The sequence below is a fragment of the Chroococcus sp. FPU101 genome (genome assembly GCF_017312365.1).
Taxonomy (GTDB): Bacteria; Cyanobacteriota; Cyanobacteriia; order Cyanobacteriales; family Microcystaceae; genus Chroococcus.
The window spans coordinates 168,005-194,040 of the sequence record NZ_BLJI01000003.1 but is presented as its reverse complement, the minus strand read 5'-3'; the positions used below and the strand labels follow the sequence as shown (position 1 = coordinate 194,040).

Below are 26,036 nucleotides of genomic sequence, written 5' to 3'. Positions count from 1 at the left end.
GTTTTAAAATTATAGTGATAAAATAATTATGAAATATAAAAGATTATAAAGCAATGGCAAAATTAGCAAATGAGGTGATTTATCATATTTTTGAATTACAGAAAACTTTTTTAGACATTACTGACCAAACGACTCGAATAGAATTTGTAATTTTTGAACAATTTGGAGAGACTATAGAAACTTTAGCTGAATTAGAAGAATTACAAAATATTAAAGAACGTTCTTTATTTTACTACGATCGCTTTCATGTTGTGTTAAAAAGAATCTACGAGTCACAGCCAGAGCCGATCGTGCTAATCTAGAATTGTTAAATAGAACGCTCTTTGACGCAGAATTGACAATAAATGTCATTCAAGCCAGTATTGAAGATATTAAAAGGAATTGGAATTTATGACAAGTCAAACACCGAGAATACCTGACGCAGAAACTAGAAAGAAAGAAGTAGAACAATTACAGGCTGTAGTGAAGCGTATGGATGAAGGTATTACTCAACTAGATAATTTAATTGAAAAATTAGAAGAAGATATCCAAAACAGTCCTCTAACAGCTTATCGGTTAAGAAGAATACAGAAAATGACCCAATCTGAATAATTAAAGGTGTCTCCCGATGAACAGAGAAACAAAAACTTTATACGAAGAAATTATTCTTCTTCCTGTTGAGAAGGATATTTAAGATTTGCCCAAGATAGAGAGAGTTGTTTATTAGTAGTATCTTCTTTAGTTGGTTGTTTGACTGGTTGCTGTCTTTCATTATTTTCTTGATTAAGATGTGCTTTAAATTCGTCAATATCACCCGACTCTGAAGACATTTTTAAATTACGTTGTAGGTGGGCATTTTCAATAGCATCATCTTTTTGACGAGAACTCGACTCAAAACATTTTTCTAAATCTTGATAGATTCCCTTACGCTGAGACTTCGCATAAAATTGTCGTTCAGTATCGAGGAGTTTTGCCATTAATTCCAAGTGCATTGTATCATCTTGACAGATATCCGCTAAGATATCCCATTCATCGCTACCGAGAAAATGGTTATCGACGACCAAACGAGTATCTTGATAAGTTTCTCCTGTCACTTCCTCATATATTTTAGGTAAACTGTCATCAAATTCGTGTTTCTCCTCTAACCAGATACGACGAATTTCACTGAGTTCTTCAGGTGTAATCAGTGTAATATTTTTGTACTCATCAGGTGCGGTGTTTCTCACTTGTACCTGCGCTTCTAGGACTCGTTTTAACCAATATTCTCGCCATTTTTTAGTATACGGACCTGGTATCGGTTCGATTTTTTCTTTTCCAAAAAGTTCTACTTTACCGTAAATTCGTCGAAAGTCTCTTTTATCTCGATCGTCTTCTATTCCTAATTCGTTACGAATATCTAATAGAGGTTGTAGCCATTCTTTCTCTTCGTCATTCTGAATCATCGCTTCCATCGATTTATCCCTGCTTACCATTGTGCAAACCCAACAACCTAGACGAGAATCACCACAACTAGGCGTAGAAGTATCGACAACTAAAGGACATTCATTATCTGCTGTTGCGCCTCTATATAACGCAAATAAATCTTGATTATTACCCCCCCAAGGATTTTCCCACTGCATCAAATACAACCATATTTCATCAGTTCGCCAATCTTCTATAGGAGTATAAACTAGAGAATTAAGTAAACGAACATTAGGACTAAGACGCTCTCTTACTCTATTTTGTTCATATTTTTTCATGATTGTGGCACGCTGAATACTCTCCGCTTTGCGAATTCCTAAAACTACTATTGTTTCGCCATGTGTTCTAACTAAATTCCGAATAAAGTTATTAACTGGGTTAATTTTCATGCGATCCGTACACCAACGAAAACTAGGACGAGGTGCGGGATAGCCTTTTCCAATTAAACATCCCCAAAAAGTAGCATTATATGATGGATGAAGCAAATAGGGTTGAATTGGCATTTCTTGTTTTTGAGCAGCATTTTTAAGCTGTACTATACATTTCTGTACCCAACAAGAAACAATAGGATTTTCTACCATAGTATCTGTAGTGATAACGTAAATAGTCTTACGTCGTTTTTCTAGTGGTAAAGTAGCGATCGCATTCCAAATTAACTGTAAAACTGTTGTACTATCTTTTCCCCAAGATACCCCAATAATCCAAGGAATATCATCAAAACAATATAACTCCTGAATTTCCCTAGTTAAGTTTTCTATATCTTCTACCAATTCCGTAATTGTACGGTTTGGAAAAAGGGATGTTTGAGGTTCATGCATAACTAAGATCAGTATTTTTTGGGATTTCAGGGCTGGTCAGGGATTATTAGCATAGATATATCTGCATTTTTTCCTGCACATCTCCATTTTATGTCTAACGATACGCTTTTCCCCACAGAGCTTAATCGACGATTGAATGAAGCTCTAGAACCTTACTTTGCTCAACACTATCGTGATAAGTGCTATATCGGTTTAATTTTTCAGCAAGGTAAGCGAAAAATGGTGCAAATTAATGTTCCAGCACATGATTTACCAACTTTACTACAAGCTAAACCGTCTGACAACAATGATCCAGATTCGGGAAAAAATAGACCAGAAGTACAAGGTCATGTAGAAGAAGTAAAAGACTATATAATTAAGCGCATTAAAAATAATAAACCATGGATTTTAGGAACATTAACAGCTAATATCGCTCCAAATAGAATTACAATAACTGAGTTAGCAAGAGGAATCTGTTTTGTCGTTATTCCACGAGGTGTCAAACTTGATATTACAGATGGACAACATCGGAAACGGGCGATTCATGAATTAATTGAAAGTCCAACTGGTGAGTTGATTGGAGATAATGACTTTCCTATCACACTTGTTCTAGAAGAAAATTTTAATCAATGTCAAACTGATTTTAAAGATATGGCACAAACTAGGTCATTAGATAAGTCATTACTTTTATCATTTGGAGAATTTGAAGGAAAAGTTGGAATTGTTAAAAATTTGATTAAACAAGTTTTTATCTTTAAAAATAAAACTGAGAGAATCAAAGATACTCCTACAGCTAAAAAGAAATTACTTTATACGGCTAATTACATAGTCAAGCTAGTTAGTTTTTCTTTTACTGGTAAGCTTGATGGAGATCTAGAAGATATAAACGTTGAAGAAGCATCGAAAGCTTTAAGTATTTGTCTAAATCAATTTTTCTCCGAATGCGCTCAAACACGGGATATATCAAGATTGCAGATTGATAATTTAACAGTTGAACAAATTAATAAATTTAAAGTAAATTGTATTTTAGGGCGTAGCGTTGGCTTAGAAGTTTTGGGACGTTTAATACATGGAACTTATGAACAAGACAGCAATATTTTTAATTCAGAGCAAATCTCACAATTAGCAAAATTAGATTGGTCAACAAGTAGTGAATTGTGGAGAGGAAATATTGTTAAAGTTAATCCAAATTCTAAAAATGCTGCGAACCCTTATAGAATCAGTGCTACTATGGGCTTAGTACAAATGGCTATTGATAGCGTCAAAAATCAATTAGAGTAATTAAATACATTTTAAGTTTAAAAGGGCTTGGTTTCCAAAACCCTACATAACAATTCGACGAATGTCATCTTGAATTTGAATACCTACTTTTCCCTTCCAACGCTGTTTTAAGACTTTGATTCCTGCTTCTGCGTATTGGGTGAGTATGTCGAGGACTTCTTTACTATCGCTAGGAGTATTTTCACCCTTGCGCTGACAAAGGATATGAATGCTTGCTTCTAATGCGAGTCGAATATCTTCATCAATCAGACTCAATGATACTAGGTCTGAACGTCCAGTAGGAAGGGGAAGTATATCTAAATCATGTTTCATCGCATAGGAAGCAGCAAAAATATACGCATCAATCATTCGATTAAATGACCCGTTATTTTTCAAAACGTCTAAGTATCTTTTTGCTTCTGGTGTGGGACGAACGATCGCATTAATATCAAAACGTTGCATACTATATAATTATGATTCGATAATGGACGCATCTTCACTGGCATTTTTACGACGAATGTAGTGAATTTCGGCAAGATAAGGTTTAATTTCTTGGAGTAAGGGATCGGGGAAATCTCGGTCTGTTGCGAGTAAAATGACTTGAGAAGACATTTGTCCTAAAGACTTGACAATATTCTTCTGATGTGCAGTATCAAGATGACCGAACGGGGTATCCATGACTAGCGGTGCGGCGGTATTCGATGCTAGATTTAAACCTGTAATAAAGGCAAAGGCTAATGCTTCTTTTTCCCCTGGACTTAAGATTTCTGGGTTGAGGATATCTCCTGTGACGGTTCTGACTCCCAGAGTATAATTATTTTTAATTTCTATTCCTGTATATTCTTCGGGTTTGTTGGTGACTTGAAGATAACGTGCGGTGGTATGTTCTTCAATGGTACGCTTACTCTGATGGATATGCCAGTTAATCAGTTCTTCTGCTGCTGCTTTAAGTCCTGTTGCTAGTCTAACTTGTAAGCTGAGGGTTGCGGTTTCTTTATCTTGTCCTGCTAAGGTTTCGATGGTTTGGCGTAGTTTTTTTTCTTGATTTTTCAATTCTTCGATGTCTTTGGTCAATCGTTCGGTTATTTCTCTGGTTTCTTGGACTTTTCGTTCACTTATTCCAACTTTACGCCAGATTTCGGCGGCTTCTTGTTGGTTTGTTCCTTCTGTCTCGTGTTTATAGCGAGTAATTTCTTGTTTGAGGTTATCTAAATCTTCGCCTAGGCGATCGCGTGTAGTTAAAATATCCTCCAAATTAGGTTTATGATATTGTAAAAGGAGAGATAGTCTAGTCTTTAATTCATCCTGTTTGATAGCTTCTTGAGTTAATTTTCCTGCTTCAATTTGTGTGAGTTGTTCTCGAATATAGTTACGCGAACTTTCATCCAAACAACGACCACATAAACAATTTTTACTGTTTAAGAGTTCTTGTAGTTGGATCAGTGACGCAGAGAAACGAGTGGTTTTAATGGTTTGGCGTTGTAATTCTTCGACCATTTCTCGAACAAATCCGATTAAAAGTGGCATGGATGCTTTCTTTAGCGCATTTTCGACTTCTTTCTCGGCATTTTTAAGCTTATCTTTAAGAATTTCTTGCCTTTGTTCTAATCTAGCTACTGTTTCAAGCTTACTGCGTAAATCTTCAATTTGTTTAGCGCGTTCTTTTGCATCGTTATAGATTTTTACATCGACTTCTAGGGTTTGTTTTGCGTGTTCGAGTTGTCCGCAATGGAGTTCGATATTAACTTGTATCTCCTGTAATTGTTTTGTATTTTGCTGCAATTTATGATTTGCTTGTCCTAATTCCCTAATTTTCTTTTCTAGACTCTGTAACACTTTCTCAGCATCTTCTTTAAGATTTCTCAGTTCTGGAATACCCAAAATCTTCTCTATCGCGTCTTTGGTTTCATCGGTTTGTGTCAGTACTGCATATTGTTCTATCTTCACCCCATCGAAAAAGAAAAAATCCTTACACAGACGCGGTAATAAACTTTCTATATACTCTCTAGCATTATTCTTACTCGTTCCATCAATATTAAATGTTGCTTCCTCTACCTCTGCATACTCAGTATTTCCCCGAATCACTCGTTTAGCGGTTCGACTGATATAATAATTTCTGCTTTGGGTGGTTTCATGAAAAGACAGTTCAACGCACATATCTAATGAGGGATTTTTCTTGACTGCCACGCGATTAAAATATTTAGATAGGTCTTTTGTCGGTACCCCTTCATTTCCATAGAGACACCAAAGTATTGCTTCTAAAATAGACGTTTTGCCATAACCATTTTGTCCGAAAATAATCCAAACATTACAATTAATCTGAGGATTGAGTCGTAATTGCTGCTTTTGATAACATTTCCAGTTTTTTAAGCGAATTTGCCTAAGTTGCAGTGACATAGAATTTAGTCCGAGGAGTCTGTGTATCGTTCTATCAATTCGATTAACTTCGGCACTAATCGACGATTATTCAAGTTTACCTTGTCTTTTTCTAATTCCATTGCTTCTTTGAGCAGTTGTTCTGGAATGTTATATTTTGCTGCGAGTTCTTTAATTTTTTTGTCCATAACCAAGTTTATTGTTGAGAGACTGCTTTTTGATATTGACCTATTTTTAGCTGAGTTGTAATCAACTGTTCTAGTTCCGATGTTAAAGTAATATTCATTGGTTGATACCTCGTTTACAGTAAATCCGAATAGCTTATCCCATAATGACCCAATTCTTCTACTAATCTAACAATAACCTCAGATTGATTCCGCGCCGCACGTGCACAATACCTAACACGTCTCTACGTTGTATTGTCTTACGTCCCACTATCTCAAACTGTTATCTTAAGAAAGCCCAAAATCTAAGCAAAAACGACAGTTCTATTACCATACACTAATACTCGATTCTGTAAGTGTACTCGAACGGCCCGCGCTAAAACCACTCGTTCTAAGTCTTTTCCTTTTCGGATTAAATCAGTGACAGTATCCCGATGAGAGACTCTAACTACATCTTGTTCTATTATCGGCCCTTCATCTAAATCTGCTGTTACATAATGGGCTGTTGCACCAATAATTTTAACACCCCTATCATACGCTCTAGAGTAAGGATTCGCTCCCGCAAAAGCAGGTAAAAATGAATGATGGATATTTATCACATTGGGAAAATAGTTAATAAACTCTGGAGTCAATACCTGCATATACTTCGCTAAAACCACCAAGTCGATTTTTAATTCTCTTAAAAGTTTTAACTGTCTTGCTTCTTGTTGATTTTTGTTTTCTGCTGTGATGGGAAGGTGACAAAATTCAATTCCAAATTGTTGGGCGATCGCTTCTAGTGTGTTATGATTACTAATAACAAGGGGAACGTCTGCTAGAAATTCCCTAGATTTTATTCGCCACAATAAATCTAGCAAGCAATGATCTTGTTTCGTGACCCAGATCGCTATACGGGGAATAGTATCCGAGAAATGAAGCTGCCAAACGGCTTGGAGAGGTTTGGCGATCGCAGCAAAAGCCGGTGCAATGACATCTCTAGGTAAATTAAATCCTTCTAACTGCCATTCAATTCGCATCAAAAATAAACCCGCCGAAAAATCAGTATGTTGGTCAGCATGAATAATATTTCCGCCATTAGCATAAATAAAATTAGCAATTTTCGCAACTAAACCCTTTTGGTCTGGACAAGAAATTAATAAAGTAGCAGTGGGACTATTCATAACACAAGCATGACGGATTGATTTGATGTGTAAACACCTATTTTATTTCTTTCTTGGGAAGACAGTTAAGCTTTTAAACTTTATTTGTTATGTCATCATTTGCTGAATTTAATCTTGTAAACAAAAGTAAAGTAACCTATCATTTATTGAATTATTAAATCAATCTGTAAATTTTTTGATTAAGTGTTATTTCACCAAACATAAAATACTTGATCCAATTCAAAGAGTGTCACAGAAACTTTTACAATAAATACAACATCCATCTATTGTAAGAAATAACGATTTTCAATTTTTAGATGTGTAGTGGAGGAGGAAATGCTAAAACGAATTTTTTGGGCAGCAACAGTCACCATTCCACTTTATTTTGTCATTGCTCTAGAAAACTCATCTAAACCCGATCTGATTGGACAGCAAATTATCCAACCTCAGCAGGTTATCGGATATTTTCAGAAGAAACTGACAGACTATCGGCAAGGACTAAAAGAAACACCGAGACCGACGGTAAAACTAGATTTGAATGAGCAATAATTGATGAGACGCGCCAACCAACGCGCCTCTAAATCAGATTACACGAACTTTTGTGTAATTAATTGGGTATATTGCTTACCTAAATAATCCCACGTATATTCTTGTTCAATCAAAGCACGTCCATTCTGGGATAAAGTATTTCTAAGTGTTGCATCTTCAAATAAACGGCTAATCGCTTCGACATATTCAGACACTTGATTTGCTCGTAACGCCCGTAATGGTACATTAGAAGAATCGACTTCAATTCCTTCTAAAGCGCGATCGCTTCCCACTAGAGGAACACCAGCCGCTAAGGCCTCAAGAGTCTTTAACTTCATCCCAAAACCCGTCCGTAATGGCATCACCGCAACGGTAGCATGGTGAAGATATTCTGCGACCGAGGGAACACTACCTGTTACCTTAATTCCTGGACGTTCAGCCAAAGCAAGCACTTCTGCACAAGGTTTTGCACCCACTAATGTTAAAGTTGCATTACTGTATTTTTCTTGAAGTGCGGGTAAAATCTCCGTTCCCAAAAAAATCGCCGCATCGATATTCACGAAATAATCCAAACTCCCAACAAACACCAAATGATGACCCTCAGGATCACCATTACGATAGGGAAACGTTTCTAAATCAACCCCATTAGCGATCAGATGAATCTTGTCACTGGGGACAAACTCTTGCATCTGTTTAACATCTTCATCAGTTGTCACCACCACGCAAGAAAAATCCTGCATCGTTTGTTGTTCATAACGACGTAAGAGAGGGAGAAAAAGACGATCGCGCCAAGGATTAGACGATATTCCTGTTTCTAACTGATTTTTGCAAGTCCGATATACTGAACTATGAACATCAATCACCGTTGTTAGCTGATTTTTCCATTCTGGACGAATAAAAACTTCATTCGCGTGGTGTTCTGCGGTAATTACATCAAACTTTTTTGATTTTACCGCTTGATCAATCCAATCCTGCATTACCTGAGAATGGAGAAAACGGACATTTGGGGGTGTTCCATCCCAAAGAAACTGACCAACATTTTTTAATTTTCCCACCAGTCCGTAAGTCACTTCAGGGGGACGTGGAAATAAAACGAGTTCATCAACAAACTGCCTTAATGCTTCTACTTGGTCATCAGTAACTTCTGGTGAACGCTGGGCAACCAAAGTAACGGGATATTCTTTAGCCACTCTAGCTAGAAGATTAAAGGTTCTATTCCAAGTTCCCCCGCGTGTAGGTGGATAGGGAAAAGTCGAACTAATCATCAAAATCTTCATATCTCACCCTGCATTTTACTTTCAACCATCATCCGCACAATGTCATTCATTTTATATTGAGCTTGCCAGCCTAATTGTACTCTCGCTTTAGTGGGATTACCGCGACTAATAGCGAGATCCGTCGGACGTAATAAACTCGCATCTGTCGATACATGATCTTCCCAATTTAATCCCACCACAGCAAAAGCTTCTTTGACAAAATCTTCTAAACTGCGACTTTCTCCAGTAGCAATCACATAATCATCAGGTTGATCATGCTGTAACATCAAATACATTGCTTCAACATACTCAGGGGCCCATCCCCAGTCCCGTTGAATGGATATATTCCCTAAATAAAGCTTATGTGAACTCCCTTTAGCCATCCGACAAGCAGCCGCAATAATTTTTTGTGTCACAAAGCGTTCTGGACGTAACGGTGAATCGTGGTTAAATAAAATACCCGAACAAGCAAAAATCCCATAAGCTTCCCGATAATTTGCCACCTCCCAAAAGGCAGCCGACTTAGCCACTGCATAGGGACTTCGGGGACGAAACGGAGTCATTTCATCAGCAGCACAATCTCCAATATCGCCAAAACATTCACTTGAACCTGCATTATAGAAGCGAATCGGCGCACCCGTAAAGCGAATGGCTTCGAGTAGATTTAAGGTTCCTATAGTAATACTTTCGAGGGTTTCGACGGGTTGTTCAAAGGAAAGACCGACCGAACTTTGACCTGCTAGATTATAAACCTCATCGGGTTGAATTTTGAGTAAAACCTGTAACACACTCCGAAAATCATTGAGGGAGGCTGATTCTAGTTTGACTTGATCTTTGATCCCCAAACGAATTAAATTCCGAAACGATGAAGCTTGTGCATCCCGTGAAGTGCCACACACCGTATAACCTTTTTGCAGCAGTAATTGAGCTAAATAAGCCCCATCTTGTCCTGAAATTCCACAAATTAATGCTTTTTTAGTCATTTTATTTAATTTCCTTATTCTGGTTTTTCTTTACTAACCATTCCTTTAACCGCTTCACTGAGATAGCCAATTTGACCATAAGCATAGACTAAATTATCAAAACGCAGTGAGGGATTATTAATATATTTTGTGGCTTTGTATAATCCTCTAACGAGACGTTCACTTCCTCTGGTGATTTGTCTTAACCCCGTTCGTCCCGCTATTTCTTCTCGATAGTGTTCGCTGACTCCTTGCCACCAACCCCGTTGTAAAAACCAGTTGGGGTTAATGCGTTCGGGTGAGACATTGTGTTCGACCAAAGCATCTGGTAAATAAGCCACTTGCCAGCCATTGTTTAAGGCTAACTCCGTCATATACAATTCTTCATTGGAAAGTAAACGTTTACCAATGCGTCCTAAGTTGGGATCAAAGCCGCCCACCTGTTCTAAGAAAGCCCGTCTGAGTGAGTAATTTACGCCTCTAGGAGTAAGATTCGGCTGTTCAATCAGTAGGGGTTGATCTCCTAAATCAAACGCCCCTAATCCACCAGCAAGGCTATCTGACATCCATTTAGGTGGGGTTTGACCATTGGGCCAAATCAGGGTGACTTTTCCACCAGCTACGCCGAGTTTTTCATTAGTGGTATAGGCTTCTAGTAACAGGCGCAACCATTGGGGACTCGCGACGGCATCATCATCTAAATAAGCTAAAATGGGGGCTTGACTTTTAGCGGCACCTGTGTTACGAGCGACCGATAAACCAACGACGGGTTCATAAACATATTTTAAGCGTGGGTCAGAAAGCCGTTTTTCGACGACTTCTGATGTACGATCGCTTGAGCCATTATCCACTACCACTAGCTCAATGTCTTGGCAGTCTTGGGCTAATAGACTATCGATCGCACCACCGAGAAAATAATCTCGGTTGTATGTGCAGATGATGCCAGCAATTTTAGGAATCGACATATGTAATATTGTTTCTATTTAATTAGTAAATTTATCGTATGTTTGACACAAAACTTGCTCATAACGTTGCGATCTTTTTTCCCAACTGAATTCTTGTTCGATCAGGGTTCGTCCATTGACGGATAGTTTTTCCCGTAATTTAGCATCTTCAAACAAACGAGCGAGCGCATAAACATATTCAGCCACACTATTCGCCCGCATGGCACAAAGTGGTACATCAGAACCATCAACTGTGAGATGTTGCAAGGCGATATCACTAGCGACGACGGGAATACCGACGGCTAAAGCTTCTACGGTTTTACGCTTAATTCCTCGACCTTGACGTAATGGTAGTACACAAACAGTCGCCCAATGAAGATATTCAACGATAGAAACGCCTTCATCAACAATAGTAATTCCTGCATATTGTCCTAATTCAATGACTGGAGGAGTTAAACGAAGACCGACAATTTCTAAAGTTGCATCTGGATAACGTTGTCGTAGATGGGGAAAAACTTCTAGACTGAAAAATCGCGCTGCATCAATATTGGCAGGTTTATCCATTGCTCCCATTAATACAATACGTTGTCCGCCTTGATTTGTGGGACGTTTGGGATATAAAATCAGATCAATTCCATTGGGAATCGTTGTAATCGGTACTTCTAAATCAAAAGTTTTAAGGGCTTGTCGATCTTCATAGGTCATTGTGACAATTGAAGAAAATTTTGGATACAATTTCTGCTCATAGCGTCGCAACAACGGTAAATTTAGCGGTTCTGTCCATTGTTTCTCTGAGATATGATGATTGATTTTATGTTGACTAATACCATAGGGCGATCGATGTACATTAAGTATAGTTGGTAAAATATTCTGCCAATGGGAAGGAATATAAATTGCTGTTTCGCTACCTTCACACGTAATGACATCAAACTGATGAGTTTTTATTTTCTCATCTAACCAACTCTGGATCTTTGGGTTATAGTCTTCTAGGAGATTAAACGGCGTTGCTTGTTGTAGAAAATATTGCCATTGACTGAATTTAGATAGTTTTTCGGTATTTTTTGGGAAAATTATCACATCATCGACACATTCTCTCACGTGATCGAGTTCTGGTCTTGAATCTTGCTCAATTTGTATAACCAGTGTCACCGAATGATTTTCATTCAAATATTTGAGAAAATTATAGGTTCTCCTCTCACTTTTCCCTTTTGTGGGTGGGTAGGGAAAAATCGAGGAAAGGGCTAAAATTTTCATAACTTGGGTTCATTAATAGATAACTTTTGTTCCCATCTGATCTAAAGATAAAATCTGTACATCTGCTTCGACATCCTCCATCATCCAAGTTTCGCGCATCGCTGTCACCACATATTCAGCTTGCTGACGATAGGCTAAAGCGAGTAAAGTCGGGCCTGCACCACTAATCACCACATTATAAGCCCCACTCGCTAAAGCGGCCAGTTTAACCGCATCATATCCTTTTATTAAGGTTAAACGATAGGGTTGATGAATCATATCATCCATTGCCTTACTTAACCAATTTCCATTTCCTGTTTCAAGTCCGCGTATCAACAAACCCATATGAGCAACATTAAAGATTGCATCCTGTCGGCTATACTCTTTGGGTAATACGGCGCGTGCTGCTTCAGTCGAGAGTTCAAAGTCTGGAATTGCTACAATTGGAACAATATCATCATGCCAGGGAATTTCGCATATTTGCCAGTTTCCTGCTTCACCTACCGATAACTGACATTTGCCCAACAAAGCAGGTACCACGTTATCAGGATGACCTTCAATAGCGATCGCAAGTTCCATCACATCATTCTGACTAAACGGTTTTCCCGCTAGTTCATTTGCACCAACTAACCCACCAACAATAGCCGTCGCCGAACTTCCCAAACCCCGCGCTAGAGGTACTTTTAAACCAATTTCGATTTTTACTGGGGGTGGGGTGAGTCCTGCATGATGATATAACCTTAAAAAAGCCTGATAGAGTAAATTATCTTTGTCTGTTCCTACTTTAGCCGCTTCATCCCCTCTAACAATAATTTCTAGGGGAGTTTGGGAATCAACAGTAGTAAAAGTGAACTCATTGTATAAGGTTAAAGCGGCCCCCAGACAGTCAAAACCAGGGCCGATATTTGCGGTTGTTGCAGGAACAGTGACAGTAACAGAAGTCATAGGGTTAAACAAGGTTGTTTAAGTTGAAGTTTCCAAGTGTCTAGATCCGCTAAAGCGCGATCGCGATATGCTTGATATCGTTCCCGTTTACTCTTAATTTGCTTTTCTAAACTAGGTAAAATACCAAAGTTCGGGGGCATTGGCTGAAAGTGCTTAGGAGAAGCGGAACTGATAAACTCAAATAATGACCCCATCATGGTTGTTACAGGTAAGGTTAGAGGTTCAAGTCCTAAAACTAATCTTGCTGCATTCGTTCCCGCTAACCATCCTCCTGCTGCGGCTGCGATATAACCTTCAGTCCCGACTAACTGCCCTGCTGCGAGTAGAGTCGGACGAGATTTAAACTGTAAACTGGGGGAAAGTAACTGAGGGGAGTTAATAAAAGTATTACGGTGCATGACACCCATTCGGACAAATTCAGCATTTTCTAGCCCTGGAATCATACTAAAAATGCGTTTCTGTTCACCCCATTTTAAATTCGTCTGAAAACCAACCATGTTCCAGAGTTGCCCCGCTTTATCTTCTTGACGCAATTGAACCACCGCATAGGGTCTTTGTCTTTCATAACGCGCATCTGATAGTCCAACAGGTTTCAGTGGGCCATAACGCATCGTTTCTTCACCGCGTCTAGCAAGTTCTTCAATGGGGAGACAAGCTTCAAAAAATTTCGCCGTTTCTCGTTCAAAGTCTTTTAATTCGGCTTGCTCGGCTATGCACAATTCACGATAAAAGTCAATATATTGTTCTTTAGTAAACGGACAATTTAAGTAGGCTGCTTCCCCTTTATCGTAGCGAGAAGCCAAGAAAGCAACATCTCGATTAATCGAATCTCCCGTCACAATGGGACTCGCTGCATCAAAAAAGCTGAGATATTCCATCCCTGTAAAGCGTTGTAAGTCTTGTGCTAAAGCGGGACTGGTAAGCGGGCCAGTGGTTAGAACAACTATACTATCTTTCTGGATTTCTGTTACTTCTTCACGACGAAATTCAATCAACGGATGACTGGCTAGGGTTTCCGTGAGTTCTCGACTAAAGATCGCTCGGTCTACCGCTAAAGCCCCGCCCGCAGGTACCGCGTGTTGATCGGCTTTTTGGATAATAATAGAGTTAAGACGGCGTAATTCTTCATGCAGGAGACCTGTAGCGCGATCACTTTCTTTGGCACCAAAGGAGTTACTACAGACTAACTCGGCTAAGAAAGCAGTATGATGAGCGGGACTGGTTCGCACTGGACGCATCTCCGAAAAAACCACTGGAATACCCGCGTTTGCGAGTTGCCATGCTGCCTCAGTTCCAGCCAAACCACCGCCAATAACGTGAACAGTAGAATCATTCATAGATCGCTATTTTAACTTAGAGTTGTGTCTCTTTGTACAATAAAAGAATTCTAGAACTATTATTGAACGCTGATTATGAATACTCAATTAATTAATTCTTTAGTAAATATTATTAATTCTTTAAGTCTAGAGGAAAGGCACTTACTTGATATTGAGTTAAAGAAAACTTCTCAACCCGTACAAGTGCAACCTTTAAGGATGGAAAATGAACATTTTATTGGAATGTGGCAAGATCGAGAAGATCTAAAAGAAAGTAACGAATGGGTACGCCAACTACGTCGCTCAGAATGGATGATTTAAGATGCCCAATAAAATTTTAGTAGATACTGATATTTTGATTGATGTAGGTATGGGAGTCATTAATGCTGTTAATAGAATTCAACAAGAATCGAAATCATCAACATTAGCGATTAGTATTATTACTCAAATGGAGTTAGTAGTCGGCTGTAAAAATAAAACAGAATTGCAAAAACTCGAAAGTTTTTTGAGAAATTATCAAGTTCTTATTGAATGCAATATTTCAGAAAAAGCTTTAAATTTAATTAAAACTTATTGACTTAGTCATGGGTTATTAATTCCTGATTCTTGGATTGCAGCAACAACTATTATTGAATTTATTCCATTATTAACTAAAAATCAAAAAGATTATCGTTTTATTCAAGAATTAGACTTATTAAGTAATCCTTAAGTTTTATGATTAAAGCATTCTCTCAACCTAATTTGTTTGATTTCGATGAGTTTATTGAATGGTATCCAGAGAACGCAGAATATTGCTATGAATTGCACAATGGAGTCATTACTAGAATACCTAAACCGCGAGGAAAGCATTCTCAAATTGCGAGTTTTTCCATGAATGAATTGAGTTTTGAAATTAAGCGATTAGGTTTACCTTATTTTATTCCTAAAGAATGTCTGATTAAGGTTGATGATTTGTCGGGTTATGAGCCAGATGTTATAGTTTCAAAAAAAGAATTAATCAAAAGTGAACCAAGATGGGAAAAAGAATCTACAATTATCTTTGGACAAACAATTCAGTTAGTGATTGAAGTAGTTAGTAGTAATTGGAGTGATGACTATGCCCTCAAGTTAGATGTTTATGAAACCTTGGAAATTGCTGAATATTGGATTATTGATTATTTAGGTTTGGGTGGCAGGAAATTTATCGGTTCTCCTAAGCAACCAACTCTAACCATTTATCATTTAGAAAATGGTGAATATCAATCGAAACAATTTAGAGGTAATCAGTTAACTAAATCTAAGAATTTTTCTGATTTAAAATTAACCGTAGAAGAAATATTTAGAGGAGAGTAAATTAGATTAACGTTTTTTTGGAGGAACTGCGAAAACTTGACCATGCTCACCCATAACAATTTTGCCACCTAACTTTTCAATCATATTTTGAGCCATTGTACGAGTGTTTTTATCGCGAGAATTTACCCAAACTAAAAACCATGCTCCGACTTGCGCCTGACTACTATCAGGATTATTAGAAAGATATTCTACTGTGCCACGAGCCGCTTGTTCTAAACGTGGGTTATTGGCAATTTTAGCCCAATCTGCTGCCATTGTATAGGAGTGTTTAGCGGCTGGAATATCTCCTAAAAATAAGAGTTCATCAACACCTTTATAGAGCCAAATAAGATAAGCATCGGAAATCTGAGGATTTAATTTTTCTAAACCTTGATTCATTGCCAAAATTGTTCTTTGAGGTAGTCCTGCATTAATCGAAGAAGCAGGAGAAATTAATAAATAGGATTTCACAAAACGAGGATCATTTTTGACAATAATATCTAAATAATCTGGACTCAATTCATATCCAGTGACTTTTCTGGCTTCCTCATCCCCATAGTATTGAATAAACTGCAAGAGTGACCAGTCTGCTAATAAATTTTTCAACCCAAAAGCAGGCATATTTTTTAGGACATTAACTTGAATTTTATCGGTATTGGCTTCCTGTTGAAAGTCTCTAGAACTGAGTTGGCTGGTTACAACATTAATACGAGTTTGTTGTAAAAAACTGATGCCACCTAAGCAGGCAATTAACCCACTCACTAAACCAATTGTTTTAAGCCACTGTTGATTAAAACTTGTTATCATAAACTGCTAATTAGATAAATTTTATTTTAAACTAATACCATTGACACAAGAGACAACACCTGATGTATGAGTCGTGGTCACATCATCCTGAGTAGGTTCTTCATCTTCGCATAACACCGCAGTATATCCACCCGATGCGGTTTGTCCTGCTGCTGATGCGTGATTATTAATATCATTGTCGTAAGCGGGTAAAGCGACTGCTTTCTGTGCGCCATGAAATGTGTCGGGAGTTCCATCATCGACAAAAGAGTAGTATAAACCAGGTGCAGGAACTACGATCGGTAAATCTTGTATTTTGGTAAAAATCGCCTTTTCGTAGCGATACGCCATTTGTGCGCGGTTCAACGCCCCTAACATCGCTCTAGCCTCAGCGTGCCTTCCTTTAACAACTTGTCCTAAAAGTGATGGCATGGCAATAGCAGCAAGAACACCGACAATAATGACCACTACTAAAAGTTCAATTAGCGTAAAACCTTTATTTTCTTTCTTTCGTACAAGGTTTTGCAGAAATTGGGCTGTAAAGTAGGTATTCATCGTCTTTGTATCTTTGTGGTAGGGATGTCTTTAGATACAGAGTACCCACATTGCGCTAAAAACCTGTCACGTTAGTTAAAACTTAGTTTTTTCGCTTTAGCCGATAATAGTTTTAAGGATTAATAATAATTCTTCTGTCAATTCCATCAAATCTAATAGAAAACCGATTAAGAATGTTGCGACCAATAATGATTTCTCTTAATTCTATTTCAGGAATATGATAAACAATTGAGTCAAAAAAATATTGGTAATCGAAACTAAAACTTATAAGATATAGAAGACTTTCTAGGCGACGATTATTAATTCCCTTAACTGTTATACGATTTTGGTTTTTGATTTGAGGAAGATTAAGCTCATTAATTAGAAAATAGGGGATTAAAGTAACATCCGCTCCCGTGTCTAACAGACTATATTCATATAAGTTTAATTGTAAATTATTAGAATTAGCGAATTGAATTTTGATAGAAGGAACGTAAAGATTATTAATTTTTTGATAAGGACGAATAATCATTTAGTTGAGTTCAGGAACTTTATTAACATAGATAGCATTTAGTTCTCTATTCCGTACAAGATCATTTCTAATTACTCTACCACATAAGATTACTTCATCTTGGTCATAATCTTTGACTTCACCATCTTCAAACCAGACATACAAACCTGAATACTTTTTGATCAAGTTTGGTAAGTGTTGATAAAATAGCTCACTTTGTCTTTCCTCATAAATATATTCTTTTTCTCTACCCCTTTGAAATTGAACTGTTCTAATTTTTTCTTTTTCTTCCTCGGTTGAAAGATCATCTTTAAGAAATTCTCTTGCAGCTTCTAAAATTCGAGGATCATCTTCGTCCCATTGCGCTTCAATAGCTTCTAACTGCTGTTGTGTAGTCATTTTGAGTTCTGACATAAGGTTTTTCTCTTGATTTTAGCTACAATTCATTAAGTATCAGCCAACTGATTACTACCTATTATTTTATTATGAACAATATTTTTAAGGATTAATAATAATTCTTTTGTCAATTCCATCAAATCTAATCGAAAATTGATTAAGAATGTTTCGTCCTATAATGATTTCTCTTAATTCTGTTTCAGTAATATCATAGACAACTGAGTCAAAAAAGTATTGGTAATCAAAACTAAAACTTATCAGATATGGAATACTTTGCATACGACTATTATTAATTCCTCTAACTGTTATTCTGTTCTCCTCTCGCATATTACGAAGATTAAGTTCTCTAATTATAAAGTCTGGGATTAAAGTAACATCTGCACCTGTGTCTAAAAGTCCATACTCATATAAGTTCAATTGCAAATTATTAGGGTTAGCAAATTGAATTTTAATAGATGGCACGTAAAGATTATTGATTTTTCGATATGGACTAATGATCATTTAATTGAGTTCAGGCACTTTATTAACATAAATAGCTCGTATTTCTCTCTCTCTTACTGCATCACTTCTGACCACTCTACCACATAAAGTTACTTCATCTTGGTCATAGTCTTTCACTTCACCATCTTCAAACCATACATACAAACCTGAATAATTTTTAATTAAGCTTGGTAAGTGTTTATAAAATAAATATTCTTGTTTTGACTCATACTCATATTCTTTTTCTCTCCCTCTGTGTAAATATGCTTTTTTAAGCTTTTCATTTTCTTCATCAGTTGAAAGATCATCTTTAAGAAATTCTCTAGCAGCTTCTAAAATTCGGGGGTCTTCTTCTTCCCATTGCGCTTCAATAGCTTCTAACTGTTGTTGTGTAGTCATTTTGAGTTCAGACATAAGGTTTTTTTTTTATTTTAGCTACTATTAATACTGATAGCTTGTTCATAGCAGTTCAGACACTTTCAACATTTAAGTAACCATAGTCATTAACCGTTGGCAAAAACTGTTTAGGGTCAACATTAGACAATTTTTCTAAAAAGATCACTAAGACCCACTTATCCAACCGATCTAAAAAAGCCATCGACGGCACAAAGATTGCTTCGACCTCAGTGGTTTGCCGAATAAACTGGGCAGTCGCTCTAGCAACATTTTTCTCTAGAAAACAATTTGGCGCATTTAAGAGCGATAATTCTTCCCAGAGTTGTGGCTCACATAAATTCAAAGTTCGATTTAGACTTACTTCAAAACAGTAAACCTTTCTTCTTTTGGTTTGAGCGGCCAATTTCTGAGGGCGATCAAATTGAAAATGACGTGACCATTCGGCGGCAGCAACATCAATAGAGCCTGCTAAATATAACGTCGATTCTCCAAATAAATTCCAGCGATTATTCTGAGCCAAACCTGCATAGCGGAAATCGTAAACATCGTAATCACCATCGGGAAGATGTCGAAATGCTTCCCCTGACCAAGGTTCAATTAAATCAAGAAGCATCGGCTAATAACCAAGCCCTTCATAGTCAGCAGCTAAGGCTCCTAGCACTTGTTCGTGTTTTCCTAAAGCTATCATGTCATAAGCGGTTAGAAAATCAAACTCTTCGATTGGGGTAAACAAAAAAGTTTCAATCCCTTCAGGAGTATAGACTTTAGAAGCAAGAGAAGCAATTTGCTTTAGCTTAGATAGATGTTGAAGAGCTACGCTATTAGGAGCAGTAGATGTATTTTCCCATCGCCATAAGGTTTTAGTACTAACGTGCAGTAAATGACTCATCCGTTCTTGGGATAGATGAAGCATTTGCCGAATAACTTGTGGATTTAAGACATCGCTTGAGAGCATGACCAGAAAAAAAAGTTAAATCTTACACTTACTATATTAAAATATTCTCGTCATTTGTCCAGACATTAGAAAGGCTTCCTTTTTCAAACTTTTACGTTAACAGTCGTTTTGAATGTTTACTATTTGTTAAAAACATTAAACAAAAATACGGAAGGTAAAATCAATCCTTCCGTCAGACAAATATGGAATTTAAGCGATATTTAACCGATGAGGCTTAGTTGACTGGATCACTATTGGCAGTATCGCAAGTAGCAGGCCCACTAGCAGTTCCAGCAGTAGCAGTAGCATTTGTACCCGCAGATGGATTACCTTTCTCTTCACAAACAACTGCACTATAAGTACCGTCGTTTTGTTGACCTACCGCAGAAGCATAAGATTTTATATCATTGGTATATGCAGTGGTAGGAAGCATTTGTGCATTCGCACCTAAGGCAGGAGTAGACGATGCCGCAACACTGGGTTGGCCATAGTATTGAAGGGAATTGGCTGTAACGGGTAGAGAACTAAGGCCTGGAGCAAACACAGCTTTTTCTAGACGATAAGCCTGTTGAGCGCGGTTGAGTGCGCCAAGAGTGGTTCTGGCTTCAGCCTGTCTGCCTTTAGCAACTTGACCGAGGAGGTTGGGGAGAGCGATCGCAGCAAGTACACCGATGATGATGACAACAACTAATAGTTCAATTAATGTAAAACCTTTGTTATCTTTTTTCTTTTTAGCGAGGTGGTTGAGAAATTTAACTTTAAATTGGGTATTCATTGATTTTTCCTTGTGGTAGGTAGTTTTTTTCTTCTAGATACAATGTACCCACTTCGATCAATTTACATATCACCTAAAAAAAAAATTTTTTGAGTTTTCCTAAAAGCTTGGTTTAGTAAGGGTTTTGGGTTGTTGGATACCATTAGCAAATCTGTTGAAATAATCGGTATAAATTAATGACCTCACCCCTGCCCCTCTCCTGTAGGAGAGGGGTGCCGAAGGCGGGGAGAGGTATAATTAAGAAAAAAATAGTACAAAATCCCTACATAAGCGATCGTTTAAAATAGATGCGAGTGTTGTTCTCAAATGCTTATGATCACGAATTCTTCTGAGATTGCAGTTACGGTTAAATTATTTGCCGCTTATCAAGAGGCATACGGTGTACCAGAAATAATACTGTATTTTTCGTCTTCGGTTCCTGTAAAGGATATCCTTAATCAAATCCTACTCGACCATCCTGAGTTAGCACAATGGCAAAGTGTCACCCGTTTTGGGCTAAATCTTCAATTTGTCGATGCTGATACTTTAGTTAATGATGGGGATGAAGTAGTTTTAATTCCTCCTGTCAGTGGGGGTTAGTTTTTAGCTAAAGTGATAAATCAGTTGTGTTTCTAAGTGTTGTAGAATTTCTGAAGGTTTTTGAGCTAAAGAAAAGGTTTTACGATCGAGATTCACTTGTAGTTTTAGCATCGGATCAGTACCATCAGAGACTAGAAACTCTAAACGTTTAATCGGTGCGAGAGTGACTAAATGATCTAAAATGTCGAAAATTCCTTTAAGAATTGGAGAATCTTGATTTTGATACCAATCTAGGGGAATTTCTTGAGATTGATCAACTCCGAGATGGAAGATTAAAGATGCTTTATTAAAAAGTGCGATCGCAACGGGTCTAACTTCTTCCTGTAATAATAATTGCGCGGATCGACCTAAATGTCGAAGTTTTTCTAATTTCTCATAGCGTTGGGCGACGGTTTCTGTAGGTTCTTGCCAATCGATCCCAATGGTGACTAAATAATTATTAAGCAGTAAATGACCTAATTTTTCGGCTTTGGTGGCTAAATAACTGGAATTATAATCATTTGCTTCAATGAGTAAGGGCATTCTTTCCACCACTTCTAAACCATAACCCTTTAATCCTGCAATTTTTCGCGGATTATTGGTAATCAGTCGAATATTCTTCACACCCAAATCATTTAACATTTGTGCGCCCATTCCATAATCGCGCAAATCGGCGGGAAATCCTAATCGTTCATTTGCTTCTACGGTATCAAGTCCCAAATCTTGTAAGGAATAAGCTTTTAATTTATTCACCAGACCAATACCGCGCCCTTCCTGACGCAGATACACCACAACACCTAACCCCGCCTGTTCGATCATTTTTAAAGCCGCTTGTAGCTGCATCCGACAGTCACAGCGTAGTGATCCTAACGCATCTCCTGTAAGACATTCTGAGTGCATTCGTACCATTACAGTCTGATCACCAAACTGTGACGGATCTCCTTTCACGATCGCCAAATGTTCTGTATTATCTAATGTATTACGATAGGCATACAGTTTAAACTCACCGAATTGACTGGGAAAATTACAAACACTTTCACGATAAACAAAGCGATCGTGTTTTAATCGATAACTAATCAGATCTGCAATACTAATCAGCTTCAGATTATATTTTTTCGCATATTCGGCTAACTGTGGTAATCTAGCCATCGAGCCATCAGAATTTTGGATTTCACAAATCACCCCTGCTGGATACAACCCTGCTAAACGGGCTAAATCTACCGCCGCTTCGGTATGTCCTGCCCGTTTGAGAACTCCACCTTGTTTAGCACGAATGGGGAAGATATGACCAGGACGAGTCAGATCATCGGGGCGTGAGGCGGGATTAATGGCGATTTGGATGGTTTTAGCGCGATCGTCTGCGGAAATGCCTGTAGAAACCCCCAAACGTGGCGAGGCATCAATACTAACCGTAAAAGCTGTTTGATTACTATCGGTATTTTTTGTCACCATCAAGGGTAAATCCAATGCGTCTAGCCGTTCTCCCGTCATTGCCAGACAGATTAGACCTCTGGCATGGACAGCCATAAAATTTATAATGTCAGGGGTAGCAAATTGAGCCGCACAGATCAGATCTCCCTCATTTTCTCGGTTTTCGTCATCTACAACAACGATCAAACGTCCTGCCTTAATTTCTGCTAAAGCAGCGTCAATTGAGTCAAATTCTATAGAAAGATTCTGTAGCGATGTCACAGGATATATATTTAGATAGATTCTTCTTCGATTCTAACTGATTACTGCATTACAGGGTTTGATAACCAAACCCCTACAGTTTGCTACATTAGTCAGTGTTACCGATTTGGTAACTGATATTTAAAATCTTTTGGCCCTGTATATCCTGAGAGTTCTGCCAATTTGTCTAGGGTTTGGGTTCCTGAAATCATTTGTCCTTTAATCTCCCAAGTTGGAAAACCTTTAATGCCTGCATCTCGACAGACTTGAGTTTGAGGATTATTACCTTGAGGATCACATTCAACATAATTTAAACTTTTAAAGGCTTCTTTACCAAAAAGTTGTTTTTGTTCATAGCAATGAGGACACCAAAATGCCCCGTATTCTTTGGCACCAATTGAGTTTAAATGTTTAGCTAGAGCAATTTCAGATTCACCCGATGTTGTGGTAATGTCCCATCCATTAGGGGGTTGTGCAGCTACGGTGGGTAAAGGAATTGCTGTTCTTCCTGCATCTCCAGTTGATGCAATATTTCCTGCATTAGCATATAGTCCTAATGCACCGACGAGGGTCACGACTCCTGCAATAATAATCGAAAAGAACATCTGTCCCATTTCTTCCCATTCTCGACCAAATAACGCCATTAGAAAAAGTCCTACAGAACAAAGCGCGGAACCAATACAATACAAACAAAAATCTTTCAGAACAAAAAAAGCAATGTACATTAAGTAACCGCTAAAAATAGCCATTGCTGTTCCACCAAGAAGTAAGAGTTGCCATGTCCATTGGTCAATTTGATTACGGAACCGTTTGTTATTTTCCGAGCTAATGACAAAAGGACTCAGGGCAAACACCAACATACTTAAATAGGCGAGTAACCCGAATAAACTAAGAGGTAGCCCAAAAATTTTGGCATAGGGACTACTCAGGACAGTATCACATCCTGACACGCCTGAAGTTGCACCAATCGGACAAGCTACCGAGCCACCACTAAAGGCTTTAATCGTTAGATAGAATGTAATAAGACTTCCAACAACCGCTAAAATACCCATAATGATACGGGCATAGCGTTGTATCCAAGGCTGAGAACGTCGGCGAGTCATAAAAGTTGATCTGATCCACAAGCGTCGTCATTTGTGATTCTAGCAATCTCTGTACAATGCTGTAATCTATTGTTTAATTCCTGTTAAGAAATGTATAAGCAGTTGACTAATGTACAGATTTGGGTTAAAAATCTAGACCTTCCACCTGAACAGATCCAAACTCTTGAACAAACTTTATCAGATGACGAAAAAGAAAGAGCAATACGTTTTCGGTTTGCGGAACATCGTCGGCGTTTTATTGCGGCGCGTGGCGGTTTACGGGAGATTTTGGGTGATTATCTCAACTTAGCTCCTCAAGATGTGAAGTTTGAATATAATGCTAAAGGTAAACCGTTACTCTGTTCTAGTTTAAATCGGGAATTACAATTTAATGTTTCTCATTCTCAGGATTTGGCGTTGTATGGGGTTGCACAATCTCAGAAAATTGGAGTAGACTTAGAGTATGTGCGTACTGTTAAGGATCTAGAACATATAGCAGAACGTTTTTTTTGTCCCAGTGAAGCAGCAATTCTCAAAACATTATCTTCTCCAGAAAGAGAAAAAGCTTTTTTTGGCATCTGGACAGCCAAAGAAGCTTATCTCAAAGCAACGGGTGAGGGGATAGCTGGAGGATTAGATCAAGTAGAAGTGTCAATTGCAGCCACACAAGTTCAGGGGTTGAAAAGCATTTTTAGAGATGAACAAGTCGTAAATCAATGGCGTTTATGGTCTTTTTTTCCCACACCCGATTATGTTGCTACAATAGCCGTAGAAGATGTTGATCGCGCATTATCTAAGAATCTTTTTGACTTTAATATGTAATTCTTGCACTTGCGCTCTTTGAGTGTCAAAATTTAGTATTTATAATCCTTAGTTTTTCTGGCATTTTTTAGAAATCCCACACACATTATATGACTACAGAGGTTGTGATTAAGCCTAAATCGAAGTTAGACAGTCAACCCGTCTCAGATGGGACAATTGTCGAACTGCCTAAAGATTCTGTTCCACCTACTACAAATGGGAATGGTGACTCATTTTTAGCACAACTCGTTGAAAAATTGAGACAGACTTTAGAAAAACATCAAGGTGAACGGCAAATCGTTGTAATACAAGATTTTCCTGATCCCGATGCGCTTTCTAGTGCTTGGGCTTATCAGTTGATTGCCGAGCATTATAATATTCAGTGTGATATTGTTTATGCTGGAACGCTTTCTCATCAAGAAAATATTGCATTAGTTAAATTAACGGGTTTGCCCGCGAGAAAATGGGGTATACAAACCCTCAAAGAGCGAGATTTATCAGTATATCAAGGTTGTGTTTTAGTCGATAGTCAAGGAACAAATTGTCAGTTAATTCCGTTGATCCAACAAGCTAACATTCCACTTGTAGTCGTGATCGATCATCATAGTAAACAAGGCGAACTAAAAGCAGAATTTATTGATTTACGTTTGCAAATGCGGGCAACTGCAACAATAATGACTCAGTATATTCAATCGGGTTTGTTAGAGTTTGATAATGGTAATCCTGTTCATGTTAAATGTGCTACAGCATTAATGCACGGGTTACGCTCTGACACAAATCAGTTAATGCAAGCACAAGAAAAAGATTTTTTGGCTGCAGCATATTTGAGTCGTTATTATGATGCTCAGTTACTCAATTCGGTGTTACAGTCTTCTCGTTCACGACGGGTGATGGATGTCATCGAACGATCGCTAAAAAATCGTATTATCAAAAATAATTTTACCATTGCAGGGGTTGGTTATCTGCGCTACGAGGATCGAGATGCTATTCCCCAAGCAGCCGATTTTTTAGTCACCGAAGAAAACGTACACACTGCGGTTGTTTACGGTGTGGTGCATGATGAAAGCAATGATGTAGAACTGGTGATTGGTTCACTCAGAACAACTAAAATAACTTTAGATACCGATGAATTTATTAAAGAAGCCTTTGGACAAGATAGTCAAGGACGCTTTTTTGGTGGTGGGAGATATATGGCGGGTGGTTTTGAAATTCCAGTCGGATTTTTAGGCGGTTTTAACGATAATGCTGAATATGCGCGTCTGAAATGGGAAGCGTTTGACAATCAGATTAAGCAAAAATTAGGGCGTTTAGTTAATCCCGATGATTAAGTAATTGAGACTTAAAACTCTTGTAGATAGCTTTTTCGCGTTTTAACTTGATATTTTATGCTTAAATCTTGCTTTACTATGAAGATATAATTTATCAAAAATTAGGATGAAAT

General features: G+C 37.9%; 32 protein-coding genes. 10 read left to right on the top strand and 22 right to left on the bottom strand.

The features are described from left to right. The first annotated feature begins 53 nt into the window (after window positions 1-53). Window positions 54-302: a hypothetical protein gene (locus tag CFPU101_RS05510; protein ID WP_206814324.1), complete on the top strand. Its 249-nt coding sequence runs from the start codon at window positions 54-56 to the stop codon at window positions 300-302. Between the two features lie 88 nt (window positions 303-390). After that, window positions 391-591, top strand: a complete 201-nt coding sequence (locus tag CFPU101_RS05505) for a hypothetical protein (protein ID WP_206814323.1) — start codon at window positions 391-393, stop codon at window positions 589-591. Between the two features lie 50 nt (window positions 592-641). Here the strand turns inward: CFPU101_RS05505 and dndC are convergent, their stop codons facing one another. After that, window positions 642-2,258 carry a DNA phosphorothioation system sulfurtransferase DndC gene (dndC, locus tag CFPU101_RS05500; protein ID WP_206814322.1) on the bottom strand — a complete coding sequence of 539 codons (1,617 nt, stop codon included), beginning with the start codon at window positions 2,256-2,258 and terminating at the stop codon, window positions 642-644. A gap of 90 nt (window positions 2,259-2,348) precedes the next feature. On the opposite strand from dndC, the gene CFPU101_RS05495 reads away from it, so the two are divergent. Next, window positions 2,349-3,518 (top strand): DNA sulfur modification protein DndB, encoded by a 1,170-nt coding sequence (locus CFPU101_RS05495; RefSeq protein ID WP_206814321.1) that lies wholly within the window; start codon window positions 2,349-2,351, stop codon window positions 3,516-3,518. 42 nt (window positions 3,519-3,560) lie between these two features. Here CFPU101_RS05495 and CFPU101_RS05490 read toward each other — a convergent pair whose 3' ends face one another. The 4 genes from CFPU101_RS05490 to purU all read right to left on the bottom strand — a co-directional run bounded on the left by CFPU101_RS05490 (window position 3,561) and on the right by purU (window position 7,197). Beyond that, entirely contained in the window at window positions 3,561-3,959 is a 399-nt protein-coding gene (locus tag CFPU101_RS05490) for a hypothetical protein (RefSeq protein ID WP_206814320.1), read from the bottom strand. 9 nt (window positions 3,960-3,968) lie between these two features. After that, window positions 3,969-5,894 (bottom strand): AAA family ATPase, encoded by a 1,926-nt coding sequence (locus CFPU101_RS05485; RefSeq protein WP_206814319.1) that lies wholly within the window; start codon window positions 5,892-5,894, stop codon window positions 3,969-3,971. 5 nt (window positions 5,895-5,899) lie between these two features. Next, window positions 5,900-6,061: a hypothetical protein gene (locus CFPU101_RS05480; protein ID WP_206814402.1), complete on the bottom strand. Its 162-nt coding sequence runs from the start codon at window positions 6,059-6,061 to the stop codon at window positions 5,900-5,902. Between the two features lie 281 nt (window positions 6,062-6,342). Continuing rightward, window positions 6,343-7,197 carry a formyltetrahydrofolate deformylase gene (gene purU / locus CFPU101_RS05475; RefSeq protein ID WP_206814318.1) on the bottom strand — a complete coding sequence of 285 codons (855 nt, stop codon included), beginning with the start codon at window positions 7,195-7,197 and terminating at the stop codon, window positions 6,343-6,345. 315 nt (window positions 7,198-7,512) lie between these two features. Between purU and CFPU101_RS05470 the strand changes: the two genes are divergently transcribed. Further along, window positions 7,513-7,725, top strand: a complete 213-nt coding sequence (locus CFPU101_RS05470) for a hypothetical protein (protein WP_206814317.1) — start codon at window positions 7,513-7,515, stop codon at window positions 7,723-7,725. A gap of 38 nt (window positions 7,726-7,763) precedes the next feature. On the opposite strand, the gene CFPU101_RS05465 is transcribed toward CFPU101_RS05470, so the two are convergent. From CFPU101_RS05465 to trmFO, 6 genes are read right to left on the bottom strand one after another with little or no spacing between them, the layout of a single operon-like run. Then, complete coding sequence (locus tag CFPU101_RS05465; protein WP_206814316.1) at window positions 7,764-8,981, bottom strand: glycosyltransferase family 4 protein; 1,218 nt, start codon at window positions 8,979-8,981, stop codon at window positions 7,764-7,766. Further along, entirely contained in the window at window positions 8,978-9,943 is a 966-nt protein-coding gene (locus CFPU101_RS05460; protein ID WP_206814315.1) for a GDP-mannose 4,6-dehydratase, read from the bottom strand. The genes CFPU101_RS05465 and CFPU101_RS05460 overlap by 4 nt, the downstream gene beginning before the upstream one ends. Before the next feature lie 14 nt (window positions 9,944-9,957). Further along, a complete protein-coding gene (locus tag CFPU101_RS05455; RefSeq protein ID WP_206814314.1) occupies window positions 9,958-10,887 on the bottom strand; it encodes a glycosyltransferase family 2 protein in 930 nt (309 codons plus the stop codon). A gap of 18 nt (window positions 10,888-10,905) precedes the next feature. Beyond that, window positions 10,906-12,120, bottom strand: coding sequence for a glycosyltransferase family 4 protein (locus CFPU101_RS05450; RefSeq protein ID WP_206814313.1), 1,215 nt, complete (start codon window positions 12,118-12,120; stop codon window positions 10,906-10,908). 12 nt (window positions 12,121-12,132) lie between these two features. Then, the gene (gene thrB, locus CFPU101_RS05445; protein WP_206814312.1) at window positions 12,133-13,044 is read right to left on the bottom strand and encodes a homoserine kinase; all 912 of its coding nucleotides are present in this window, start codon (window positions 13,042-13,044) and stop codon (window positions 12,133-12,135) included. Next, on the bottom strand, window positions 13,041-14,381 hold the full coding sequence (trmFO, locus tag CFPU101_RS05440) for an FADH(2)-oxidizing methylenetetrahydrofolate--tRNA-(uracil(54)-C(5))-methyltransferase TrmFO (RefSeq protein WP_206814311.1): 1,341 nt from the start codon (window positions 14,379-14,381) through the stop codon (window positions 13,041-13,043). The genes thrB and trmFO overlap by 4 nt, the downstream gene beginning before the upstream one ends. 75 nt (window positions 14,382-14,456) lie before the next feature. On the opposite strand from trmFO, the gene CFPU101_RS05435 reads away from it, so the two are divergent. The 3 genes from CFPU101_RS05435 (at window position 14,457) to CFPU101_RS05425 (ending at window position 15,692) form a co-directional block, all read left to right on the top strand. Next, on the top strand, window positions 14,457-14,681 hold the full coding sequence (locus CFPU101_RS05435; protein WP_206814310.1) for a hypothetical protein: 225 nt from the start codon (window positions 14,457-14,459) through the stop codon (window positions 14,679-14,681). Window position 14,682: 1 nt separating this feature from the next. Continuing rightward, a complete protein-coding gene (locus CFPU101_RS05430; RefSeq protein WP_242577783.1) occupies window positions 14,683-14,937 on the top strand; it encodes a hypothetical protein in 255 nt (84 codons plus the stop codon). 137 nt (window positions 14,938-15,074) lie between these two features. Next, on the top strand, window positions 15,075-15,692 hold the full coding sequence (locus CFPU101_RS05425) for a Uma2 family endonuclease (protein ID WP_206814309.1): 618 nt from the start codon (window positions 15,075-15,077) through the stop codon (window positions 15,690-15,692). Window positions 15,693-15,698: 6 nt separating this feature from the next. On the opposite strand, the gene CFPU101_RS05420 is transcribed toward CFPU101_RS05425, so the two are convergent. The 9 genes from CFPU101_RS05420 to CFPU101_RS05380 all read right to left on the bottom strand — a co-directional run bounded on the left by CFPU101_RS05420 (window position 15,699) and on the right by CFPU101_RS05380 (window position 20,483). Then, window positions 15,699-16,478 carry a hypothetical protein gene (locus CFPU101_RS05420; RefSeq protein WP_206814308.1) on the bottom strand — a complete coding sequence of 260 codons (780 nt, stop codon included), beginning with the start codon at window positions 16,476-16,478 and terminating at the stop codon, window positions 15,699-15,701. A gap of 21 nt (window positions 16,479-16,499) precedes the next feature. Further along, window positions 16,500-17,012 carry a type IV pilin-like G/H family protein gene (locus CFPU101_RS05415; protein ID WP_206814307.1) on the bottom strand — a complete coding sequence of 171 codons (513 nt, stop codon included), beginning with the start codon at window positions 17,010-17,012 and terminating at the stop codon, window positions 16,500-16,502. 112 nt (window positions 17,013-17,124) lie between these two features. Continuing rightward, window positions 17,125-17,523: a retropepsin-like aspartic protease gene (locus tag CFPU101_RS05410; protein ID WP_206814306.1), complete on the bottom strand. Its 399-nt coding sequence runs from the start codon at window positions 17,521-17,523 to the stop codon at window positions 17,125-17,127. Beyond that, a complete protein-coding gene (locus tag CFPU101_RS05405) occupies window positions 17,524-17,916 on the bottom strand; it encodes a hypothetical protein (RefSeq protein ID WP_242577782.1) in 393 nt (130 codons plus the stop codon). It lies immediately after the preceding gene. Between the two features lie 84 nt (window positions 17,917-18,000). Continuing rightward, a complete protein-coding gene (locus CFPU101_RS05400) occupies window positions 18,001-18,360 on the bottom strand; it encodes a retropepsin-like aspartic protease (RefSeq protein ID WP_206814305.1) in 360 nt (119 codons plus the stop codon). 39 nt (window positions 18,361-18,399) lie between these two features. Beyond that, entirely contained in the window at window positions 18,400-18,777 is a 378-nt protein-coding gene (locus tag CFPU101_RS05395; protein WP_206814304.1) for a hypothetical protein, read from the bottom strand. A 70-nt stretch (window positions 18,778-18,847) separates the two neighbouring features. Continuing rightward, a complete protein-coding gene (locus CFPU101_RS05390; RefSeq protein ID WP_206814303.1) occupies window positions 18,848-19,387 on the bottom strand; it encodes an RES domain-containing protein in 540 nt (179 codons plus the stop codon). Between the two features lie 3 nt (window positions 19,388-19,390). Continuing rightward, on the bottom strand, window positions 19,391-19,729 hold the full coding sequence (locus CFPU101_RS05385; protein WP_206814302.1) for a DNA-binding transcriptional regulator: 339 nt from the start codon (window positions 19,727-19,729) through the stop codon (window positions 19,391-19,393). A gap of 214 nt (window positions 19,730-19,943) precedes the next feature. Continuing rightward, a complete protein-coding gene (locus tag CFPU101_RS05380; protein WP_206814301.1) occupies window positions 19,944-20,483 on the bottom strand; it encodes a type IV pilin protein in 540 nt (179 codons plus the stop codon). Window positions 20,484-20,795: 312 nt separating this feature from the next. Between CFPU101_RS05380 and CFPU101_RS05375 the strand changes: the two genes are divergently transcribed. Then, entirely contained in the window at window positions 20,796-21,062 is a 267-nt protein-coding gene (locus tag CFPU101_RS05375; protein ID WP_206814300.1) for a MoaD/ThiS family protein, read from the top strand. Between the two features lie 3 nt (window positions 21,063-21,065). Here the strand turns inward: CFPU101_RS05375 and ribBA are convergent, their stop codons facing one another. Both ribBA and CFPU101_RS05365 read right to left on the bottom strand, forming a co-directional pair. Further along, a complete protein-coding gene (ribBA, locus tag CFPU101_RS05370; protein ID WP_206814299.1) occupies window positions 21,066-22,733 on the bottom strand; it encodes a bifunctional 3,4-dihydroxy-2-butanone-4-phosphate synthase/GTP cyclohydrolase II in 1,668 nt (555 codons plus the stop codon). Between the two features lie 98 nt (window positions 22,734-22,831). Continuing rightward, complete coding sequence (locus CFPU101_RS05365; protein WP_206814298.1) at window positions 22,832-23,815, bottom strand: vitamin K epoxide reductase family protein; 984 nt, start codon at window positions 23,813-23,815, stop codon at window positions 22,832-22,834. 90 nt (window positions 23,816-23,905) lie between these two features. Between CFPU101_RS05365 and CFPU101_RS05360 the strand changes: the two genes are divergently transcribed. Next, window positions 23,906-24,616: a 4'-phosphopantetheinyl transferase superfamily protein gene (locus tag CFPU101_RS05360; protein ID WP_206814297.1), complete on the top strand. Its 711-nt coding sequence runs from the start codon at window positions 23,906-23,908 to the stop codon at window positions 24,614-24,616. Window positions 24,617-24,705: 89 nt separating this feature from the next. Further along, window positions 24,706-25,923 (top strand): bifunctional oligoribonuclease/PAP phosphatase NrnA, encoded by a 1,218-nt coding sequence (locus CFPU101_RS05355; protein ID WP_206814296.1) that lies wholly within the window; start codon window positions 24,706-24,708, stop codon window positions 25,921-25,923. The last annotated feature ends 113 nt before the right edge of the window (window positions 25,924-26,036 follow it).

What these genes read in the sequence shown, in the direction of transcription:
- CFPU101_RS05355 (WP_206814296.1), top strand. Translation starts at nt 24,706, where the DNA reads ATGACTACAGAGGTTGTGATTAAGCCTAAATCGAAGTTAGACAGTCAA.
- CFPU101_RS05470 (WP_206814317.1), top strand. Translation starts at nt 7,513, where the DNA reads ATGCTAAAACGAATTTTTTGGGCAGCAACAGTCACCATTCCACTTTAT.
- CFPU101_RS05380 (WP_206814301.1), bottom strand. Translation starts at nt 20,483, where the DNA reads ATGAATACCCAATTTAAAGTTAAATTTCTCAACCACCTCGCTAAAAAG.
- CFPU101_RS05485 (WP_206814319.1), bottom strand. Translation starts at nt 5,894, where the DNA reads ATGTCACTGCAACTTAGGCAAATTCGCTTAAAAAACTGGAAATGTTAT.
- CFPU101_RS05480 (WP_206814402.1), bottom strand. Translation starts at nt 6,061, where the DNA reads ATGGACAAAAAAATTAAAGAACTCGCAGCAAAATATAACATTCCAGAA.
- CFPU101_RS05425 (WP_206814309.1), top strand. Translation starts at nt 15,075, where the DNA reads ATGATTAAAGCATTCTCTCAACCTAATTTGTTTGATTTCGATGAGTTT.
- CFPU101_RS05465 (WP_206814316.1), bottom strand. Translation starts at nt 8,981, where the DNA reads ATGAAGATTTTGATGATTAGTTCGACTTTTCCCTATCCACCTACACGC.
- CFPU101_RS05430 (WP_242577783.1), top strand. Translation starts at nt 14,683, where the DNA reads ATGCCCAATAAAATTTTAGTAGATACTGATATTTTGATTGATGTAGGT.
- trmFO (WP_206814311.1), bottom strand. Translation starts at nt 14,381, where the DNA reads ATGAATGATTCTACTGTTCACGTTATTGGCGGTGGTTTGGCTGGAACT.
- CFPU101_RS05490 (WP_206814320.1), bottom strand. Translation starts at nt 3,959, where the DNA reads ATGCAACGTTTTGATATTAATGCGATCGTTCGTCCCACACCAGAAGCA.
- dndC (WP_206814322.1), bottom strand. Translation starts at nt 2,258, where the DNA reads ATGCATGAACCTCAAACATCCCTTTTTCCAAACCGTACAATTACGGAA.
- CFPU101_RS05375 (WP_206814300.1), top strand. Translation starts at nt 20,796, where the DNA reads ATGATCACGAATTCTTCTGAGATTGCAGTTACGGTTAAATTATTTGCC.
- thrB (WP_206814312.1), bottom strand. Translation starts at nt 13,044, where the DNA reads ATGACTTCTGTTACTGTCACTGTTCCTGCAACAACCGCAAATATCGGC.
- CFPU101_RS05435 (WP_206814310.1), top strand. Translation starts at nt 14,457, where the DNA reads ATGAATACTCAATTAATTAATTCTTTAGTAAATATTATTAATTCTTTA.
- CFPU101_RS05360 (WP_206814297.1), top strand. Translation starts at nt 23,906, where the DNA reads ATGTATAAGCAGTTGACTAATGTACAGATTTGGGTTAAAAATCTAGAC.
- CFPU101_RS05495 (WP_206814321.1), top strand. Translation starts at nt 2,349, where the DNA reads ATGTCTAACGATACGCTTTTCCCCACAGAGCTTAATCGACGATTGAAT.
- CFPU101_RS05405 (WP_242577782.1), bottom strand. Translation starts at nt 17,916, where the DNA reads ATGTCAGAACTCAAAATGACTACACAACAGCAGTTAGAAGCTATTGAA.
- CFPU101_RS05415 (WP_206814307.1), bottom strand. Translation starts at nt 17,012, where the DNA reads ATGAATACCTACTTTACAGCCCAATTTCTGCAAAACCTTGTACGAAAG.
- CFPU101_RS05460 (WP_206814315.1), bottom strand. Translation starts at nt 9,943, where the DNA reads ATGACTAAAAAAGCATTAATTTGTGGAATTTCAGGACAAGATGGGGCT.
- CFPU101_RS05450 (WP_206814313.1), bottom strand. Translation starts at nt 12,120, where the DNA reads ATGAAAATTTTAGCCCTTTCCTCGATTTTTCCCTACCCACCCACAAAA.
- CFPU101_RS05510 (WP_206814324.1), top strand. Translation starts at nt 54, where the DNA reads ATGGCAAAATTAGCAAATGAGGTGATTTATCATATTTTTGAATTACAG.
- CFPU101_RS05390 (WP_206814303.1), bottom strand. Translation starts at nt 19,387, where the DNA reads ATGCTTCTTGATTTAATTGAACCTTGGTCAGGGGAAGCATTTCGACAT.
- CFPU101_RS05455 (WP_206814314.1), bottom strand. Translation starts at nt 10,887, where the DNA reads ATGTCGATTCCTAAAATTGCTGGCATCATCTGCACATACAACCGAGAT.
- CFPU101_RS05385 (WP_206814302.1), bottom strand. Translation starts at nt 19,729, where the DNA reads ATGCTCTCAAGCGATGTCTTAAATCCACAAGTTATTCGGCAAATGCTT.
- purU (WP_206814318.1), bottom strand. Translation starts at nt 7,197, where the DNA reads ATGAATAGTCCCACTGCTACTTTATTAATTTCTTGTCCAGACCAAAAG.
- CFPU101_RS05395 (WP_206814304.1), bottom strand. Translation starts at nt 18,777, where the DNA reads ATGACTACACAACAACAGTTAGAAGCTATTGAAGCGCAATGGGAAGAA.
- CFPU101_RS05505 (WP_206814323.1), top strand. Translation starts at nt 391, where the DNA reads ATGACAAGTCAAACACCGAGAATACCTGACGCAGAAACTAGAAAGAAA.
- CFPU101_RS05365 (WP_206814298.1), bottom strand. Translation starts at nt 23,815, where the DNA reads ATGACTCGCCGACGTTCTCAGCCTTGGATACAACGCTATGCCCGTATC.
- CFPU101_RS05410 (WP_206814306.1), bottom strand. Translation starts at nt 17,523, where the DNA reads ATGATTATTCGTCCTTATCAAAAAATTAATAATCTTTACGTTCCTTCT.
- CFPU101_RS05420 (WP_206814308.1), bottom strand. Translation starts at nt 16,478, where the DNA reads ATGATAACAAGTTTTAATCAACAGTGGCTTAAAACAATTGGTTTAGTG.